At 70.5% G+C, this 17,055-nt stretch carries 16 protein-coding genes; 5 read left to right on the plus strand and 11 right to left on the minus strand.

Annotated features, from left to right (window positions below; all coding sequences use genetic code 11):
* Nucleotides 1-36 precede the first annotated feature (36 nt).
* From ABD798_RS12230 to ABD798_RS12240, 3 genes are read right to left on the minus strand one after another with little or no spacing between them, the layout of a single operon-like run.
* A complete protein-coding gene (locus ABD798_RS12230) occupies nt 37-1,512 on the minus strand; it encodes a tripartite tricarboxylate transporter permease (protein WP_344873863.1) in 1,476 nt (491 codons plus the stop codon).
* Nucleotides 1,513-2,007, minus strand: a complete 495-nt coding sequence (locus ABD798_RS12235; RefSeq protein WP_344873865.1) for a tripartite tricarboxylate transporter TctB family protein — start codon at nt 2,005-2,007, stop codon at nt 1,513-1,515.
* Nucleotides 2,004-3,023 (minus strand): Bug family tripartite tricarboxylate transporter substrate binding protein, encoded by a 1,020-nt coding sequence (locus ABD798_RS12240; RefSeq protein ID WP_344874025.1) that lies wholly within the window; start codon nt 3,021-3,023, stop codon nt 2,004-2,006. Before ABD798_RS12240 ends, ABD798_RS12235 begins: the two co-directional genes overlap by 4 nt.
* Before the next feature lie 243 nt (nt 3,024-3,266).
* On the opposite strand from ABD798_RS12240, the gene ABD798_RS12245 reads away from it, so the two are divergent.
* A complete protein-coding gene (locus tag ABD798_RS12245; RefSeq protein WP_344873867.1) occupies nt 3,267-4,193 on the plus strand; it encodes a polyprenyl synthetase family protein in 927 nt (308 codons plus the stop codon).
* Here ABD798_RS12245 and ABD798_RS12250 read toward each other — a convergent pair.
* The 3 genes from ABD798_RS12250 to ABD798_RS12260 form a co-directional block, all read right to left on the minus strand.
* Nucleotides 4,170-5,693 (minus strand): diguanylate cyclase domain-containing protein, encoded by a 1,524-nt coding sequence (locus ABD798_RS12250; protein ID WP_344873869.1) that lies wholly within the window; start codon nt 5,691-5,693, stop codon nt 4,170-4,172. The genes ABD798_RS12245 and ABD798_RS12250 overlap by 24 nt on opposite strands.
* 80 nt (nt 5,694-5,773) lie before the next feature.
* On the minus strand, nt 5,774-6,421 hold the full coding sequence (locus ABD798_RS12255; protein WP_344873871.1) for a response regulator: 648 nt from the start codon (nt 6,419-6,421) through the stop codon (nt 5,774-5,776).
* Entirely contained in the window at nt 6,418-7,506 is a 1,089-nt protein-coding gene (locus ABD798_RS12260) for a sensor histidine kinase (protein WP_344873873.1), read from the minus strand. Before ABD798_RS12260 ends, ABD798_RS12255 begins: the two co-directional genes overlap by 4 nt.
* Before the next feature lie 126 nt (nt 7,507-7,632).
* Between ABD798_RS12260 and ABD798_RS12265 the strand changes: the two genes are divergently transcribed.
* The 3 genes from ABD798_RS12265 to ABD798_RS12275 are packed head-to-tail and all read left to right on the plus strand — an operon-like array spanning nt 7,633 to nt 11,357.
* Nucleotides 7,633-9,105, plus strand: coding sequence for an alpha/beta fold hydrolase (locus tag ABD798_RS12265; RefSeq protein WP_344873875.1), 1,473 nt, complete (start codon nt 7,633-7,635; stop codon nt 9,103-9,105).
* A 24-nt stretch (nt 9,106-9,129) separates the two neighbouring features.
* The gene (locus ABD798_RS12270; RefSeq protein ID WP_344873877.1) at nt 9,130-10,701 is read left to right on the plus strand and encodes a sensor histidine kinase; all 1,572 of its coding nucleotides are present in this window, start codon (nt 9,130-9,132) and stop codon (nt 10,699-10,701) included.
* Nucleotides 10,698-11,357, plus strand: coding sequence for a response regulator (locus ABD798_RS12275; protein WP_344873879.1), 660 nt, complete (start codon nt 10,698-10,700; stop codon nt 11,355-11,357). Before ABD798_RS12270 ends, ABD798_RS12275 begins: the two co-directional genes overlap by 4 nt.
* 168 nt (nt 11,358-11,525) lie before the next feature.
* Here ABD798_RS12275 and ABD798_RS12280 read toward each other — a convergent pair whose 3' ends face one another.
* From ABD798_RS12280 to purF, 4 genes are all read right to left on the minus strand, one after another.
* Nucleotides 11,526-12,389, minus strand: coding sequence for a hypothetical protein (locus ABD798_RS12280; protein WP_344873881.1), 864 nt, complete (start codon nt 12,387-12,389; stop codon nt 11,526-11,528).
* The gene (locus tag ABD798_RS12285) at nt 12,386-12,919 is read right to left on the minus strand and encodes a SigE family RNA polymerase sigma factor (protein WP_344873883.1); all 534 of its coding nucleotides are present in this window, start codon (nt 12,917-12,919) and stop codon (nt 12,386-12,388) included. The genes ABD798_RS12280 and ABD798_RS12285 overlap by 4 nt, the downstream gene beginning before the upstream one ends.
* A 228-nt stretch (nt 12,920-13,147) precedes the next feature.
* Nucleotides 13,148-14,227, minus strand: a complete 1,080-nt coding sequence (gene purM / locus ABD798_RS12290) for a phosphoribosylformylglycinamidine cyclo-ligase (protein ID WP_344873886.1) — start codon at nt 14,225-14,227, stop codon at nt 13,148-13,150.
* A 27-nt stretch (nt 14,228-14,254) separates the two neighbouring features.
* Nucleotides 14,255-15,733, minus strand: coding sequence for an amidophosphoribosyltransferase (gene purF, locus ABD798_RS12295; RefSeq protein WP_344874027.1), 1,479 nt, complete (start codon nt 15,731-15,733; stop codon nt 14,255-14,257).
* A 246-nt stretch (nt 15,734-15,979) separates the two neighbouring features.
* Here purF and ABD798_RS12300 point away from each other — a divergent pair, with 246 nt between their 5' ends.
* Entirely contained in the window at nt 15,980-16,564 is a 585-nt protein-coding gene (locus ABD798_RS12300; RefSeq protein WP_344873888.1) for a VanZ family protein, read from the plus strand.
* Here the strand turns inward: ABD798_RS12300 and ABD798_RS12305 are convergent.
* Nucleotides 16,537-17,025, minus strand: a complete 489-nt coding sequence (locus ABD798_RS12305) for a hypothetical protein (protein WP_344873890.1) — start codon at nt 17,023-17,025, stop codon at nt 16,537-16,539. The genes ABD798_RS12300 and ABD798_RS12305 overlap by 28 nt on opposite strands.
* Between the last annotated feature and the right edge of the window lie 30 nt (nt 17,026-17,055).

Raw genomic sequence — 17,055 nt, forward strand, 5'->3', positions numbered from 1 at the left:
GCGCCAGGGGTTGCCCGGTTCAGGAAGTGACGGCGATCACGTGCGGAACTTGCGCAGCAGCGGCCAGCACAGGATCAGCGCGATGACGGCGTAGACGATCACCGAGAACGTGGTGTTGACCAGGCCGGAGAGGTGGCCGTCGCTGATCTGCAACGCGCGCCGCATCTGCTGCTCGGCGTTGGGGCCGAGGATCACGCCGAGCACCGCGGGCAGGACCGGCAGCCCGAAGCGCCGCATCATGAAGCCGAGCAGCCCGATGACGAGGAGGATCACCAGGTCCAGCACCTCGCCGCCGACCGCGTAGGCGCCGACGCTGGCGAAGAACAGGATGCCCGCGTAGAGGTAGGGCCTCGGCAGCCGCAGCAGCTTCGCCCACACCGGAGCCAACGGCAGGTTGAGCACGAGCAGCAGCACGGTGCCGATGAACATGCTCGCGATGAGCGCCCACACGAGCGCGGATTCCCGTTGGAACAGCAGCGGTCCCGGCTGGATGCCGAACTGCTGGAAGGCCACGAGCATGACGGCGGCGACGGCCGTCGTCGGCAGGCCGAGCGTCAGCATCGAGACCATCGTGCCCGCGGCCGAGGCGCTCGCGGTGGCCTCGGGACCGGCGACGCCCTCGATGGCGCCCTTGCCCCACTCGTCCTTGTGCTTGGAGAGCTTGCGCTCGGTCACATAGGACAGGAACGTCGGGATTTCGGCGCCACCAGCGGGAATCGCGCCGAACGGGAAGCCGATCAGCGGCCCGCGCAGCCAGGGCTTCCACGACCGCCGCAGGTCCTCGCGGCCGAGCCACGGACGGCCGACCGGGATCGGCTGAGCCAGCTTGCGGCGCAGGTGCGCGGCCACCCACAGGGACTCGCCGATCGCGAACAGGCCGACCGCGACCACGACGACGTCGATGCCGTCGGCGAGCTGGAGGGAGCCGAAGGTGAGCCGTTGCTGGCCGGTCATCTCGTCGAGGCCGACGAGCCCGATGGCCAGGCCGATCAGCAGCGACGCGAAGCCGCGGATCCTGGAGCCGCCGAGCACCGAGGTCACCGCGATGAACGCCAGCAGCATGATCGCGAAGTAGTCGGGGGCGCCGATGTCCACCGCGACCGAGGCGACGAACGGCGCGAGCAGCACGAGCAGGGTGGTGCCGATGAGCCCGCCGACGAAGTGGCCGATGGCGGCGGTGGCCAGGGCTTGGGCGCCCCTTCCCTTGCGCGCCATGGGATTTCCCTCGATCGCCGTCACCACCGCCGCGGTCTCACCGGGGGTGTTCAGCAGGATCGAGGTGGTGGAGCCACCGAACATGCCGCCGTAGTAGATCCCGGCGAACATGATGAAGGAGCCGGTCGGGTCGAGGCCGTAGGTCACCGGCAGCAGCAGCGCCACCGCCATGGCGGGCCCGATCCCCGGCAGGACGCCGATCGCGGTGCCGAGCAGCACGCCGATCACCGCGTACAGCAGGTTGACCGGGGTCAGCGCCGTGCCGAAACCGTTGAGCAGCTGGGTCAAGGTGTCCACTCAGAGCACCCCCATCAGCGGGCCACCGGGCAGGTGCACTCCCAGCAGGTTGTTGAAGACGACGTAGGTGAGGATCGAGAGTCCCGCTGCCACAAGGGGATCGCGGACGTGGTTGCGGCTGCCCAGCGCGTACGCCGAGCCCCAGAAGAGCACCATGCCGGAGACCGGGAAACCCACGAGGTTGATCAGCACGATGTTCGCCAGGAACGCGGCGGCGAGCAGCAGGACGGTGCGCCAGTCGGCCGGGGCGTCGAGGTCGACGTCCTCCCCCGCCTCGGCCTCGCCCTTGCCACCGCGCAGCACGTCCACCGCGAGCAGCACCGACACGAGCACGAGCAGACCGCCGACGAGCAACGGCACCGCCTTCGGCCCCACCGGACCCCGCTGGGTGAAGTTCGCCGGGATGCTGATCGCGTCCACGAGCACCACACCGCCCAGCAGCAACAGAAAAGCGCACACCCACAGCTCGGAGTGCTGCTTCAGCCTCTCGGTCATGCGAGCCCCAGTTCCTTGAGCACGGCGGCGACGCGGGCGTTCTCGGCGGTCAGGAACGCGCCGAACTCCTCGGCGGGGGCGTAGGCGTCGGTCCAGCCGTTGCGCGCCACCGCCTCGCGCCACTGCGGGGTGTCGTGCAGCTGCCGGAAGAGCTCGACCAGCGCGGCCCGCTCTTTGTCGGAGATCCCTGGCGGGGCGACGATTCCGCGCCAGTTGGTGAACTTCACGTCGATCCCGGCCTCGCTCAGCGTCGGAGCGTCGACGCCGGGGATGCGGGTGGGCCCGGTCACCGCGAGCACGCGCAGCGAACCGGCCTTGATCTGGTCGGCGTACTCACCGACCCCGGAGACTCCGAAGGAGATCTTGCGCCCGAGGACCGCGGCGAGCAGTTCTCCGCCACCGTCGAACTGCACGTAGGTCACGGTCCTCGGGGCAAGTCCGACCGCCTTCGCCATGAGCATGGGCGCGAGGTGGTCGGGGCCTCCTGGCGACGAGCCACCGCCGACGGGAACGGCGCCGGGGTTCGCCTTCCAGTCCGCGATGAGCTGGCCGATGTTCTGGTACGGGGAATCCTTGCTCACCACGACGATGTCGGGCTCCTCGGTGAGCTTGGCGATCGGCGTGGTGTCCTGCAACGAGGACGGCGACTTGTTGGTGTACACGCTGCCGACGACCCCGAGGCCCATCGACATCACCAGCTTGCCGTTGCCGCGCTCGTTCACGATCCTGCCGAGCCCGACGGTCCCGCCCGCTCCCGGCAGGTTGAAGACCTCGGCGTTGCGGATCAGCTCCGCGTCCTCCATCGCCTTGGCCGCCGTGCGGGCGGTGGTGTCGTAGCCGCCGCCCGGCGCGTTGGGCACCAGCACCCGCAGCCCGCGCAGCTGAGCGCCCGCGTCACCGTCCGCTCCGGAGGTGAGCAGCGGTGGCACCAGCAGCGCTGCCGCCACGGCTCCCACCGCGGCCAGCCAGTTGCGGACCCGCACGGTGATCCCCGCCTCTCCGTTGAGTGAGCACATCCTGCGGTGAAGCACGCGCGAACGTCGCGCTTGCGTGCGCAGCGATCGTTGTGGTCGTTGTGTTCACAACCCGGAAATCCATAGTGGACTGTCCGGTGAGCGGACCGGAACGCGAAAAAAGCCCACCGTTTCGGGTGAAAGCCCCCGCGCGAGGATTGACCGGGCCGCCGGGGCACACCACCTTGGCGCTGTGCCTCGCCCCGCCGAGCCAGCCCCCACCCTGTTCCTGTCCCCGGGACGGCGATGAACGCCGACCTGGCCGACATGGTGGTGCGGGAGTGCGGGCGGCGCTGGCCACGGGGCGCGACGCAGCCGCCGGGCAGGCTGCTGCGGCCGATGCTGGTGCTGGAGTCGGCCATGGCGGTCGGCGGTGACCCGGTCCGCATCCTGCCCGCCGCGGTCGGCTTCGAGTGCTCGCACGTGGGCGGACTGGTGCAGGAGGAGCTCATCCACCGCGCGGTCAGCCCCGCCGCCGACGCGATCGTCGCGGGCAACGCGCTGCTCTTCGAGTGGTTCCGCGCGCTCAGCGAGTGCGTCGACCGGGGCGTGCCGCCGGAGCGGGTGACCGAGGCGATGCGCATCCAGGCCAGCACCGGGCTCGATTCGTGCAGGGGCACGGAGATGGAGCTGGCCCACACCCTCCACAGTGGACTCGACGGCTACCTCAGGATGGCGCGGCTGAAGACGGCCGCACCGCTGGCCGCCGCGTGCCGGGTCGGGGCGGTGCTCAGCGGCGCGACCCCGGCGCAGACCAACGCGCTGGCGGAGTTCGGCGACGGGCTCGGCCTCGCCTACCAGATCCGCGAGGACCTCAAGACCTACGAGCGCAACGTCGAAGCGGTGACCAGGGACGGGCGCGGCGACGTGCGCGTGCGCAGGCTCTCGCTGCCCGTGCTGCTCGCCCACGACGCGGCCGGCTCACGCGACCGCGCGCGGATCGAACGGTTGCTCGCATCGCGATCCGCGCCGGACCGCTTACCGCAGCTCGTGGAGATCGTGCGGCGCACCGACGCGTGCGGCACCGCGATGCGGATGGCGGAGCAGCACGCCGCTCACGCTCGGACGGTGCTCACCGCGTTGCCGCCGAGCGGCCACCGCGTGCGCCTGGCCGGCATGACCTCGACGCTGAACGCGCTCATCCCGTCCTCACGTCGCCATGTGGACGGCTAGCGTTCCCTTGCCCCGGTTCTTCGCCAGGTACATCGCGCTGTCGGCCAAGCGCAGCAACTGGTCCGCCGCATCGGCCGTGCCTTCCACCTCACGCGCGTCAGCGGCGCTGGCGACGCCGACGCTCGCGCGCACCGTGTGCTCCACCCCGTCGACGCTGTAGGGCTTGGACAGCTCGGCGAGCAGCTTCGCGCCGATGTCCCGACTGCGCGGGCCGGGTTCGACGAGGATCACGCCGAACTCGTCACCGCCGAGCCTCGCGACGAGGTCCGGCGGGCGCACCACTGCGCGCAGCCGGGCGGCGATCCCGGCCAGCACCCGGTCCCCGACCGCGTGACCGTGCCGGTCGTTGATCATCTTGAAGTCGTCGAGGTCCACGAAGAGCACGGCGGGCTCGGTTCCGGGGTGCGCCAGCAGGCGTTCGAGCTGCTCGCGGAAGGCGATGCGGTTCGGCAGCCCGGTGAGCGCGTCGTGGTAGGCCTGGTAGCGCAGGCGCCTCTGGTGGTCCCAGAGGCGGCGGACCAGGCGCTCGTTGTCGACCATCGTGACGAACTGGCGGACCAGCACGATCGCGACCACGCCGAGTTCGACGTAGGTCTCCCCGGCGCTGAGCCTGGCGCCGACCGCGGTGGACAGGCCGATGAACATCAGCGTCGCCAGCACCGGCAGGTACGGCGCGACGAAGTGCATGTGGTCGGCGAGCCCTGCCTTGCGCCGAGGCCCGCTGTCGCGGCTGCGCACCGGGACCCACGGGGTCAGCGCGTAGAACACGCCCGCGCACACGAAGGTGATGTCGGCCAGGAAGCGCACGGTCTCGAACGGAACGCCCTTGGGGATCAGGTAGCCCAGGCCCCACGATCCGCAGATCTGGGCGAAGAAACCCATGCACACCAACAACATCGCGATCTGGCGCTCTTCCTGCCGCTTGCGGGAGAGCGCCATCAGGATCACCAGCAGCACCAGGAACTCGATCGGCCTGCTGATCAGGATCGCGGGGCTGAGCACGCGCTCGTGGTCCATCAGCACCGGTTGCAGCGCGGTGACCCAGCTGAGCACGACGGCCGAGCTGGTGACGATCAGACCGTCCAACCAGAACAGCAGGCGGTCGCGCGAGCTGGAGCGGCGCGGCGTCGGGCCGTTGCGGCGCGCCAGCACCAGCACGGCGGCCAGGGTGAGCAGGGTGCTCGCGGTGAAGATCGCCGGGGCCGAGCTGAGCGCGGCGCGCAGGCTGCCGCCGGAGAGGTCGACCCAGAAGTAGCTGACGCAGAACGCCAGCCGGAACACGGCGGCCACGGCGAGCAGCACCCGCCAACGGCGGTCCGTGCCGGGCGCTCGGCGGGCGGTGATCACGAACCCGACGGCGGCGGCGAGGTTGGCCAGGATCTCCAGCAGCTTGTCCGTGCGCCAGACCGCGACGTCGGGAAGCCCCGAGAACCGCAGCGCGACCATCAGTCCCACGACGGATGCGAGCAGCACGAGCGCGAAGGTCTTCAGGTTCTTCACGAGCCCTCCGCGCGTCGGGTCGGTGCGAACAGTAGTAATCCCCCGCCGAGCCGACAATCAGCCGACCGGCCGACACGGGCTCAGTCCCAGGTGACGAGCCCGTGCCGGTGCGCGTAGATCACGGCTTGCACCCTGGTGGACACCCCGAGCTTGGCCAGCACCCGCGCGATGTGGATCTTCACCGTGCCCGCGCTGATGAACAGCTCCTCGGCGATCTCGGCGTTGCTGAGCCCCCGCGCCAGGCTGAGCAGCACCTCGACCTCCCTCGGCGTCAGCTCGGCGAGCTCGGGGGTGGCCGGGCGCGGGGAGGTCTGCGCGAAGCGGCGCACCACCCGCCGCGTGACCTGCGGGTCGATCAGCCCCTGGCCCTGGTGGGCGGCGCGGACGGCGTCGACGAAGAGCGCGGGCTCGCTGTCCTTGAGCACGAACCCGACCGCCCCGGCCTGGAGCGCTCCGAAGAGGTACTCGTCGGTGTCGAAGGTGGTCAGCGCGATCACCGAGGGCGCGGGGTCGAGCGCGCAGACCCGGCTGATCGCGGTGAGCCCGTCCATCCTCGGCATCCGCAGGTCGGTGAAGACCACGTCGGGGCGGCGGCGCTCGGTCAGCGCGACCACGTCGTGCCCGTCGGCGGCCTCGCCGATCACCTCGATGTCCGGTTCGCCGTCGAGCAGCAGGCGGAGCCCCGTGCGCGCGGCGGCCTGGTCGTCAGCGACCAGCACGCGAATCATCCGAGTCCTCGTTTCACCGGCAGAACGGCCTTGACCAGCCACCCACGTGGATCTCGCGGCCCTGCGACCACGGAGCCGCCCAGCAGCTCAGCGCGCTCGCGCATACCGCGCAACCCGTTGCCTTCGACCACCGTATCGGCACCCACGCCGTCGTCCTCCACGGTGATCACCAGGTCCTCGCCGACCACGCGCACATCGACAGAGGCCTGGTGCGCGCTGGAGTGCCGGACCACGTTGGTCAGCGCCTCCTGGACGATCCGGTAGCCACACCCCTGCACCTTCTCCGGCGGGTTCGGCAGATCGTCGAGCTTGACGGTCACCGTCAAGTCCGGACAGCTCAGCCGCTCCACCAGCGCGGGCAACTCGTTCAGCCGGGGTTCGTCCTCGCGCAACCCTTCGATGAGGCCGCGGATCTCGCCGAGCGCCTCGGCGGAGAGCTCGGAGATCGTGCGCAGCGCGTCATCGCCGTCGGCTTCACGGCGACCGCCCATGGCACGCAACCGGATCGCGCTCAGGTGGTGTCCAGCGACGTCGTGCACGTCCCGCGCGATCCGCGCCCGCTCCTCCGCCCGCGCGCGCTGCTGCTCGGCGACGTGCAGCCGCTGGAGCTGGCGCGCGTGGTCGCGGTGCATCCGCAGCGCGTAGCCGAAGGACACCGGCATGAGCGCGAATCCCGTGCTGGTGAGCACGTTCGACGGAAGCAACCCACCGCTGAGCACGGCGGTCATGGTCAGCATCCACACCACCGCACCCGCCGCCAGCACGGGCAGCCAGCGCCGTTCGCAGTGGTAGGAAACCAGATAAGCACCGATCGCCACCGGCCAAGGGGACACGGTGTGCCCGACGAGCACGGACCCGAGCGTGACGAGCGCGGAAACGGTGATCGCGGACAACGGGAACCGCCTGCACAACGCGATCGGCGCGCACGCCGCGACCGCCAGGAGCAGCCACAGCCCGTCGCGGGGCACCCGGTCGTCCACCCCGGCGACGAAATCGAGCGCGGGCAGTCCGAGGGTGAGCGCCAGGACGAGCACCGCGAGCACGACATCGCGGGTCCACGGTGACAACCGGTTTCCTGGGGCCATGACACACCTTTCCCGGGGGATATATGCCGAAAGGCAGATGGCAGCGACACACGTTAACGACAAGAATCGTTGCACAGCAAGCAAAGTCCACTGTGGACCGACGTGTGACCGGGGAGAAGAGGAGTCATGGCACGAGGTATCCGCGCGCTCGCCGTGGCCGTGCTCGTCACGACGGGCTTGGCCACGCCGGGCGCAGGAGCCGCACCGCCGCCGGGAATCCAGTGGCGGGACTGTGAACAGGGCCTGCAGTGCGCCACGTTCGAGGTCCCCGCCGACTGGAAGAACCCCGGCGGCCCCAAGATCCCGCTCGACCTCGTGCGGGCGCGGGCCAAGGACCCCGGGCGCCGCGTGGGTTCGCTGCTGGCCAACTTCGGCTCGGGCAACACCACGGCCTTCCCGCTCTCGGGCATGCCGCCGGTGAAGTCGATGCTCGACCAGCTGACCGAGCGCCTCGACGTGGTGATGTTCGACCCGAGAGGGCTCGGCAGGACGCCCGGCAGCACTCTGGTGAAGTGCGCCGTGGCACCGCCGCCCACCAACGGCCTCGTCTTCGCCGACACCGAGGCCCAGTGGCGCGCGCACGCGGAGGCCAACGCCAAGTACGACGCGAGCTGCCGCGAGGCCGCCGGTCCCGCCTTCGAAGGCCTCACCTCGTGGCAGGTCGCCCACGACATCGACGCGCTGCGGGCGGCCCTCGGCGACGAAAAACTGCGCTACTTCGGCAACTCCTACGGCACCACGTACGGCCAGGCCTACATCGACCTGTTCCCGCAGCGCGTCGACCGGATGTACCTGGACGGCGTCGCCGACCACACGCAGCCCCAACTGGAGACCTGGCTGCGCAACTACGCGGTCGCCCAGGAGAAGCACTGGGACCACCTCGATGCCTGGTGCGCCGAGCGCGCGGGCTGCATGGTCAAGGGCATCAAGGTCTCCGATCTGTGGGACGAGCTGCTCGCCCGTGCCCCGCTGCCCGCTCCCAGCGCCGGACCAGGCGTGAAGGTGACCGTCAAGGACCTCTACGCGGGTGCTCTTGTCGGACTCTCCCCGCCAGTCTGGCCCCGCCTGACCAGGGCGCTCGCCGAGGCCCGCGACGGTGATGCCGGGCGGTTCCTGACGGATCTGAAGAACGCGCCGATCGAGGGGTTCGGCAGCGTTCAGACGGAGATCCTGTGCCACGACTTCCTGCCGAAGATCCCGAGCTACCAGGAGTTCCTGGGCATCGAGAAGCGTCTGAAGGCCGCAGCGCCGCGCTTCGGCTGGATCGAAGGGCGCTTCGAACTGGGCCGCTGCCTCGGCGTTCCCGGTAAGCCCAGCTACCCGCCGAAGCCGCTGCGTCCCGCGAAGCTGGCACCCGTGCTCGTCGGCATCGGCGACCTGGACAACAACACCAACACCATCGGCGCGGCGGCGGTGGCCGCTCAGCTCCCGGGTTCGCGCACGCTCTGGCACGGCGACGGTCATGCGGCTTACCTGCACGGCAACACCTGCCTGCGGACGCACGTGAACCGCTACCTGACCGAGGGCGCGATGCCGCCGGTCGGCCAGCGCTGCGAGGGCGAGCTGGTCAAGCAGATCCCCGACCGACCCGCTGGCTGAGTCCGCGCGCACTACCGTGGCCCGGTGGGTTTCCGAGGATCGCTCGCGCGGCAGCTGTTCGGATTGCAGCTGCTGATCGTGCTCGCCCTGCTCGGGGCGGTCGGGGCGGTCACGATCGCGCAGTCGCACGCCACGTTCCGCGACACCGAGGGCAGCAGGCTGCTCTCCGTCGCGGAGGACGTGGCGGCGACCGCGGGCGTGCGCACGGGTGTCGAGGACGAGGTGCGGCGGTACTGGTTGCTGCCGCCGTTCGCGGAGAGCGCCCGCGCGCTGTCCGGCGCGGATTTCGTGATCATCACCGATGCCGCCGGGACCGTGCTGACCTCGCCGGACCCCGCGCAGATCGGTGAGAAGCTGGCCGACTCCACCGCGCTGTCCGGGCGGTCCTGGGTCGGCGTGGTCGACGACGCGGTGGTCGCGCACGTGCCGGTGATCAGCGACGCCGGGCGGGTGCTCGGCGTGGTCGCGGCGGGCAGGGCGCGGCCGAGCACCTGGGAAACGATCACCTCCTCCCCCGGTGATCTGCTGGTCTACCTGGGCATCGCGGCGGCGATCGGGCTCGGCGGCTCGCTGGTGGTGTCGTGGTGGATCAAGCGGCAGACGCTCGGGCTGGAGCCGAGGGAGATCACCGGGCTCGTCGAGCACCGCGAGGCCGTGCTGCGCGGCGTGAAGGAGGGCGTGCTCGGCCTCGACCAGCAGAACCGGATCACCCTCGTCAACGACCAGGCACTGCGGCTGCTGGACCTCGCGGAGGACTGCGTCGGCCGGCCGGTGGACTCGCTGGAGCTCAACGAGCGGCTGCGCGACGTGCTCGCCGGGCGCACGTCCGGGCAGGACGAGATCGCGCTGCGCAGCGGCCGGGTGCTCACCATGAACCGGATGCCGATCTCCTCGCACGAGCAGCAGATCGGCGCGGTGATCACCATGCGCGACCGCACCGAGCTGGCCGCGCTGCGCCACGAGCTGGACGTGCACCGGCAGACCAGCGACACGTTGCGGGCGCAGGCGCACGAGTTCACCAACCAGCTGCACACGATCTCCGGGCTGATCGAGCTCGGCGAGTACGACGAGGTCGTGCGCTACGTGACGCACGCGAGCCGGGCCCACGAGGCGTGGTCGGCCGAGGTCGTGGCGAAGGTGGGTGATGCCCCGCTCGCCGCGCTGCTCATCGCCAAGGCAAGCCTCGCCGCAGAGCACGGGGTCGGACTGCGGCTCAGCGCGGACAGCCAGCTGGGCGAACTGGACGACGCGCTGTCCGCCGATCTCGTCACCGTGGTGGGCAATCTGGTCGACAACGCGCTCGACGCCCTGCCAAGCGGCGGCGGTTGGGTGGAGGTCGACCTGCGGCAGAACGAGCGCGAAGTGCTCGTGCGCGTACGTGATTCCGGGCCCGGCGTCGCCCCCGAGCTGGCCGAGGAGGTTTTCCGCAACGGCTTCACCACCAAGGTCGCAGAACACGGGGGCCAGCGCGGGATCGGCCTCGCGCTGACACGGCAGATCTGCGTGCGCCGGGGCGGCGAGGTCTCCGTGCGCAACGATGGCGGAGCCGTCTTCTCGGCACGGCTGGGGTTCGCGGCTGGTGGAGGTTCGCGGTGATCAGGGTGCTCGTCGTCGACGACGACTTCATGGTGGCCAAGGTGCACAGCGGTTACGTCGGCCGCACGCCCGGCTTCGAGGTGGTCGGCGTCGCGCACACCGGCGAGGACGCCGTGCGCAAGGTCGAGGCGCTGCGCCCGGATCTCGTGCTGCTGGACATCTACCTGCCGGACGTGGACGGTCTTGAGGTGTTGCGGGAGCTGCGCGCGCTCGGCGGCGACACCGACGTGATCATCGTGAGCGCGGCGCGCGATGTGGACACCGTGCGCTCGGCGATGCGCGGTGGAGTGTTGCACTACCTGATCAAACCGTTCACCTACGCGGCCCTGCGCGCGCAGCTCGAACATCTTTCCGTCGTGCGCCAACAACAGTCCACAATGGATCAGTCCACAGTGGACAAGATGTTCGGCGGCCGCCCGTCCTCAGGAGCTGCCATGCCCAAGGGACTCACCAAGGAGACCGCGAGGCTCGTGGAGCGCGTGCTGCGCGAGTGCGACGGCGACCTGTCCGCGACGGAGTGCGCCGAGGCCACCGAACTGTCCAGGGTGAGCGCGCGCCGCTACCTGGAGCACTTCGTCAGCTCCGGCCGCGCCGACGTCAGCCTGCGCTACGGCACCACCGGGCGGCCCGAACGCCGCTACCGGTGGCGCGCCTAGTCAGTCCTGCGAGTCACCGGGTTCGCCGGTCTTCAAGACCACCCAACCCCCGCTCCAGCCGCCTCCAACGACAGCAAACCTCGTGAGCCTGCCGGGTTTGAGGCGGTCAACGATGATCAACAGGAGGGTTTGCCGGTCTTGAAGACGCCCCAACCGTCAACGACACCGTCACCAGGGCACGAATCCGGGCGTCAGCACGACCTGGCGCAGGCTGGCCTTGGACAGCGTCGGCCCCGCCCGGCTGACCCCGCCGATGCCGAGGCGCGTGTTGGTGCTCGTCGCGACGATCTCGATGCCGTCGGGCCGCCACATCGTCATCGTGTGCGTGATCTCCGCCGCGGTCTTGATGGCGCTGAAGAACCCGTTCACCCGCCGCCTGTCGGGCATTTCGCCCAGGTCGACCGGTTCACAGGTGAGCACGACAGCCGCGGTGCTCGCCGATCGGCACGGCTGCCCCACGCTGGGGCTGACGGTCTTGAAGACCTCGATCCGGAACGCGCCGAGCCCCTGGGAGTCCTTCAACTCCGCTTCCAGCCGCAACCCACCGTCTGCCGCCTCGAACCTCGGGTTTCGCGGCAGTGGCTCCGCCCAGTGCGGCAACGGGTTCGCGGCCGAGTAGGCGGCGTTGTACTGCGACAGCACCGATGCCGTCTTCGGGTCGTTCGCGGGCAGGGCGATCCGCGCGGCGGGGGCGTCGGTGCTCGGCGAGGTCCGGGTCGTGGTGGTGCTGTACGGCGGCCGCGTGGTCTCGGGCGAGGCGGGGCCGGTGGTGCTCGTCATCGTCGGTCCCGGCCCGGCGGGGCCGAGGTCGGGTCCGCCGAACAGTGCGCTCGGCCCGGCCAGCGCGGTGGCGCCGAGCGCGACGGCGACCACGCCCGCGGCCACCCCGGCTCCGGCCGCCAGCCTGCGCCGCCGCAGCGAGCGCTTGCCCGCCTGGATCACGCTCGCGCGGTCGATGTTCATCGGCGGCTCGGAACCCACCACCGTGCCCAGCAGGTCGCGGATGTCCTCGTCGCGGAACTCGCGGTTCATCGCTGCTCCTCGAAAACGGTCTTGCCGGCGGGGTTGTCGAAGACCTCGGTGTGGGACAACAGCTTTCGCAGCGCGGCGAGCCCCTTGGCCGCCTGGCTCTTCACCGTTCCCTGCGTGCAGCGCATCGCGCGCGCGGTCTCCTCGACGGAGAGGTCCTCCCAGTAGCGCAGCACCACGGCCGCGCGCTGTCCGGCGGGCAGCGCCGCCAGCGCCTTGCGCACGTCCATCGCCTCGTCGATCCGCCGGGCGTCGGCGGGCACCTCGGGCAGCGCGTCCACCGGGGTCTCCCTGCGGCGGAACGCCCTGCGCGACTCGTCGATGGCGCTGCGCACCAGCACCTGGCGCGAGTAGGCGTCGACGGAACCGTTGCGGTTCAGCTTCGGCCACGCCACGTAGATCTTCGTCAGCGCGATCTGCACGAGATCCTCGGCCCGGTGCCAGTCACCGCACAGCAGATAAGCCGTGCGACGCATGACGTTCGCCCGGCTCTCCATGTACTCGGCGAACTCGCTGTCGCGATCAGCGGCCACTGGGCTCTCCCTCCAGTCACCTGCTACTACGGTGCGGCCCACCGCGAGGTTGCCGAACTCCCGCAACAGCGAGGCCGGTCACACGCCGCATGGTCGCTCACCCCCGGCTCCCCCGCACACCGAACGGGCCGCCAACGCCAACGCCGCGTTTGGTGCGTTGAGTGCGCTGAACGACCCGTTCAGTGCGTTCAAGGCACCAAACGGGTCGTTCAGGGCTTCAGCGTGCGGTCAGAAGCGGGGGTGGTCGCCTCGGAGGAGGGCGCGCGGGGCGTCGGCGTCGGCGGTCTTGCCGACCTCGCCGATGACCCAGGCGGGGACGTGCCGCGCGGTCAGCACCGCGAGCGCCCGATCGGTGTCCTCGGCCGCGACGACGGCGACCATGCCGACGCCCATGTTGAAGGTGCGCTCCATCTCCTCGCGCTCCACCCGGCCGCGCTGGGCGATGAGGGCGTAGAGCGGAGCAGGGGTCCAGGTGCCCCGGTCCAGCTCGGCGAGCAGGCCCTGCGGGATGACCCGGGCCAGGTTGCCCGCGAGCCCGCCGCCGGTGACGTGCGCGAAGGTGCGCACCTCGGTCTCGGCGGCCAGCGCGAGGCAGTCCTTGGCGTAGATCCGGGTCGGCTCCAGCAGCTCCTCGCCGAGCGTGCGGCCGAGCTCCTCGACGTGCCCGGTCAGCGGCATCCTGGCGATGTCCAGCAGCACGTGCCTGGCCAGCGAGTAGCCGTTGGAGTGCAGGCCGGAGGCACCCATCGCGATCACCACGTCGCCGGGCCTGACCTTGTCCGGGCCGAGCACGGCGTCCGCCTCGACGACGCCGACGCCGGTCGCGGACATGTCGTAGTGGTCGGGCGCCATCAGGCCGGGGTGCTCGGCGGTTTCGCCGCCCATGAGCGCGCAGCCTGCCTGCACGCAGCCGTCCGCGATGCCCTTGACGATCTGCGCGATGCGCTCGGGGACGACCTTGCCGACGGCGATGTAGTCCTGGAGGAACAACGGCTCCGCACCGCAGACCACAAGATCATCAACAACCATCGCCACCAGGTCGATGCCGACGGTGTCGTGGATGTCCATGGCCTGCGCCACCGCGAGCTTGGTGCCGACGCCGTCCGTCGAGGAGGCCAGCACCGGCTCCTTCCACCGGTCCAGCCGCAGCTTGAACAGCCCGGCGAAGCCGCCGATGCCGTCGAGCACCTCGGGCCTTGTCGCCTTCTCCGCCCAGGGCTTGAGCCGCTCGACTGCCTCGTCACCTGCCTCGATGTCCACCCCGGCCGCGGCGTAGGTGGCCTTCTGGCTGTCCGTGTGGGCGATCAACGTGAAGCTCCGTCCAAAGTGGGTTGATCAGGGGCGCTGCAGTGCGTCCTGGGCACCGTAGCCACTGGGTGAGAGCGGGGCGGCCGGTCCGGCGACACCCTTCTCGATGCCTTCGAGCAGGTGCTTGCCGATCTTCATGTCGTCCGGCAGCGGGATCGGGTACTCGCCGTCGAAGCAGGCGGAGCACAGCCGCGTCCTCGGCTGCTCGGTCGCGGCGACCAGCGCCTCCAGCGAGACGTAGCCCAGTGAGTCCGAGCCGATCGAGCGCCGCACGCCGTCCAGGTCGAGGCCGTTGGCCACCAGCTCCGCGGGCGAGGCGAAGTCGATGCCGTAGAAGCACGGCCACTTCACCGGCGGCGAGGCGATGCGCACGTGCACCTCGACCGCACCGGCCTCGCGCAGCATCCGCACGAGCGCGCGCTGGGTGTTGCCGCGCACGATCGAGTCGTCCACGACCACGAGGCGCTTGCCGCGGATGACCTCGCGCAGCGGGTTGAGCTTGAGCCGGATGCCGAGCTGGCGGATGGTCTGCGACGGCTGGATGAAGGTGCGGCCGACGTAGGCGTTCTTCACCAGGCCGGAGCCGTAGGGGATGCCCGACGCCTGCGCGTAGCCGATCGCGGCGGGGGTTCCGGACTCCGGGACCGGGATGACCAGGTCCGCCTCGACCGGGTGCTCCTCGGCGAGCCTGCGGCCGATGTCCACGCGCGTGGCGTGCACCGAGCGGCCGGAGATCGCGGTGTCCGGGCGCGCCAGGTAGACGTACTCGAAGATGCAGCCCTTGGGCTCGGGGTTGGCGAAGCGGGTGGAGCGCAGGCCGTCGGCGTCGATCGCCAGCAGCTCGCCGGGCTCGACCTCGCGGACGAAGGACGCGCCGACGATGTCCAGCGCGGCCGTCTCGCTGGCCACCACCCAGCCGCGTTCGAGGCGGCCGAGGCACAGCGGTCGCACGCCCTGCGGGTCGCGCGCGGCGTACAGCGTCGACTCGTCGGAGAAGCACAGCGAGAACGCGCCGCGCAGCGTGGGCAGCAGTTCGAGCGCCGCCTGCTCGATGCCGGTGTCCGCGGCCGCCGCCGCGAGCAGGCCGCACATCAGGTCGGAGTCGCTGGTCGCGCCCGCCGTCGCCTTGACGCCCTGCTCCTTGCACCTGGCCAGCAGTTCGGCGGTGTTCACCAGGTTGCCGTTGTGGCCCAGCGCGAGGCCGCTGCCGGTCGCGGTGGTGCGGAAGGTGGGCTGGGCGTTCTCCCACGTGGTGGAGCCGGTCGTGGAGTAGCGGGTGTGCCCGACCGCGACGTGACCGCGCAGCGAGGACAGCACCTGCTCGTCGAAGACCTGGCTGACCAGGCCCAACTCCTTGAAGACGACAACCTTGGAGCCGTCGCCGACGGAGATGCCCGCCGCCTCCTGGCCGCGGTGCTGAAGTGCGTAGAGGCCGTAGAAGGTGAGCTTCGCCACCTCTTCGCCTGGGGCCCACACGCCGAAGACACCGCATTCCTCGCGCGGGATGTCGCGCTCGAGATCGTCGTGCTGATGCGCGTCGGGTGTGGCCGATTCCGATGGGGTCGGGTCGGTGAGCACCGAGAACTCCCTCGTGACGGGGTGGAACTGCCCCTGAAGTGTAAGTGTCGGCGGCGGTGCTTCGAGCCAAGGAGACCCTCAGTCTTTGTGGACCCCGCCACCCCCGACCTGCGAACGACGCGTGGGCAACGCCCGGCGGCACCACACGTCCGAGTTAACGAAAGGGGGTGGCGCATGCGGCACCTGACACGGGACCTCGACCTGTTCGAGCGGATCTTCGGCAATCCCGAGGTCGCTCTCGCGGCGTTCGTGGGCTGCCTGGTGCTCGGCGCGGTCGGCCTCGCGCTCGGCTGGCTGCTGGGCTGGCGCAAGATCGCCAGCGCGCTCTCGCTGGCCTCGCTCGGCGGGGTGCTCGCCGCGACCCTCGTGCGCAGCGGCAACCGGTACGGGGCCGATTCGCTCGGCGAGGCGTGGGCGATGTGCAGGCACAACGACTTCTCGCTCACCGGCTCCTGGGCGCGGCTGAACTTCGTGATGCTGATGCCGTTCGCCTTCTTCGGCGTGCTCGCGGTGCGCCGGTTCCTGCCGGTCGCCCTCGCCTGCGTCGGCATCGCCGTGGGCATCGAGCTGTTCCAGGGGCTGACCGGGCTCGGCGCCTGCGAGACGCAGGACATGATCAACAACGCGCTCGGCGGCGTGCTCGCTGCGGGAATCGCGGTGCTGTTCACCGGAAAAGACCGGTGGAGTGGCCGGAGGCACCGGACGACCACTCCACCGGAGTCACCTCAGCATCAGCACGTGGCTTCGATCTCCACCTGATGCTGCTTGGTCACCGAACGGGACCACTGGAAGGACAGGCCCATCATCTCCGCCTTGTAGGAGACGTCGAGCTTGTACTTCCCTGCCAGGCAAGGAAAATCCTCGCCGAGCGCGTCGACCTGGTCCTTGCCGATACCGCTCTCGCGCCCGCTCAGCGAGGCGTCGGCGGCGGCGCCGAGCGGCGTGGTGAGCTTGTACTTGCTGTCCACCGTGCGGCAGTTCAGCGGCTTTCCCCAGTAGAAGCTGTAGTTCCAGACGCAGGTGCCCTTCACGGCCACCTTGAGCTTCTTGTCGGTGAGGACGAGGCACGCCTTGCCGACGAAGCGCGCGTTCTGCTGGTCCTCGTCGGTGAACTGGGCCGCGCAGAACTCCTTGGGGTCCTCGGCGGCGGCGAGCGCGGGCGTCGCGAGACCGAGGAACGGGACGAGCGCGGCGAGCACGATCAGCAAGCGTCGGGACATACCGATCATCATGCGGGCACTCGCGAAGGT

The organism is Allokutzneria multivorans, from assembly GCF_039537405.1.
In the GTDB taxonomy this organism is placed as follows: Bacteria; Actinomycetota; Actinomycetes; order Mycobacteriales; family Pseudonocardiaceae; genus Allokutzneria; species Allokutzneria multivorans.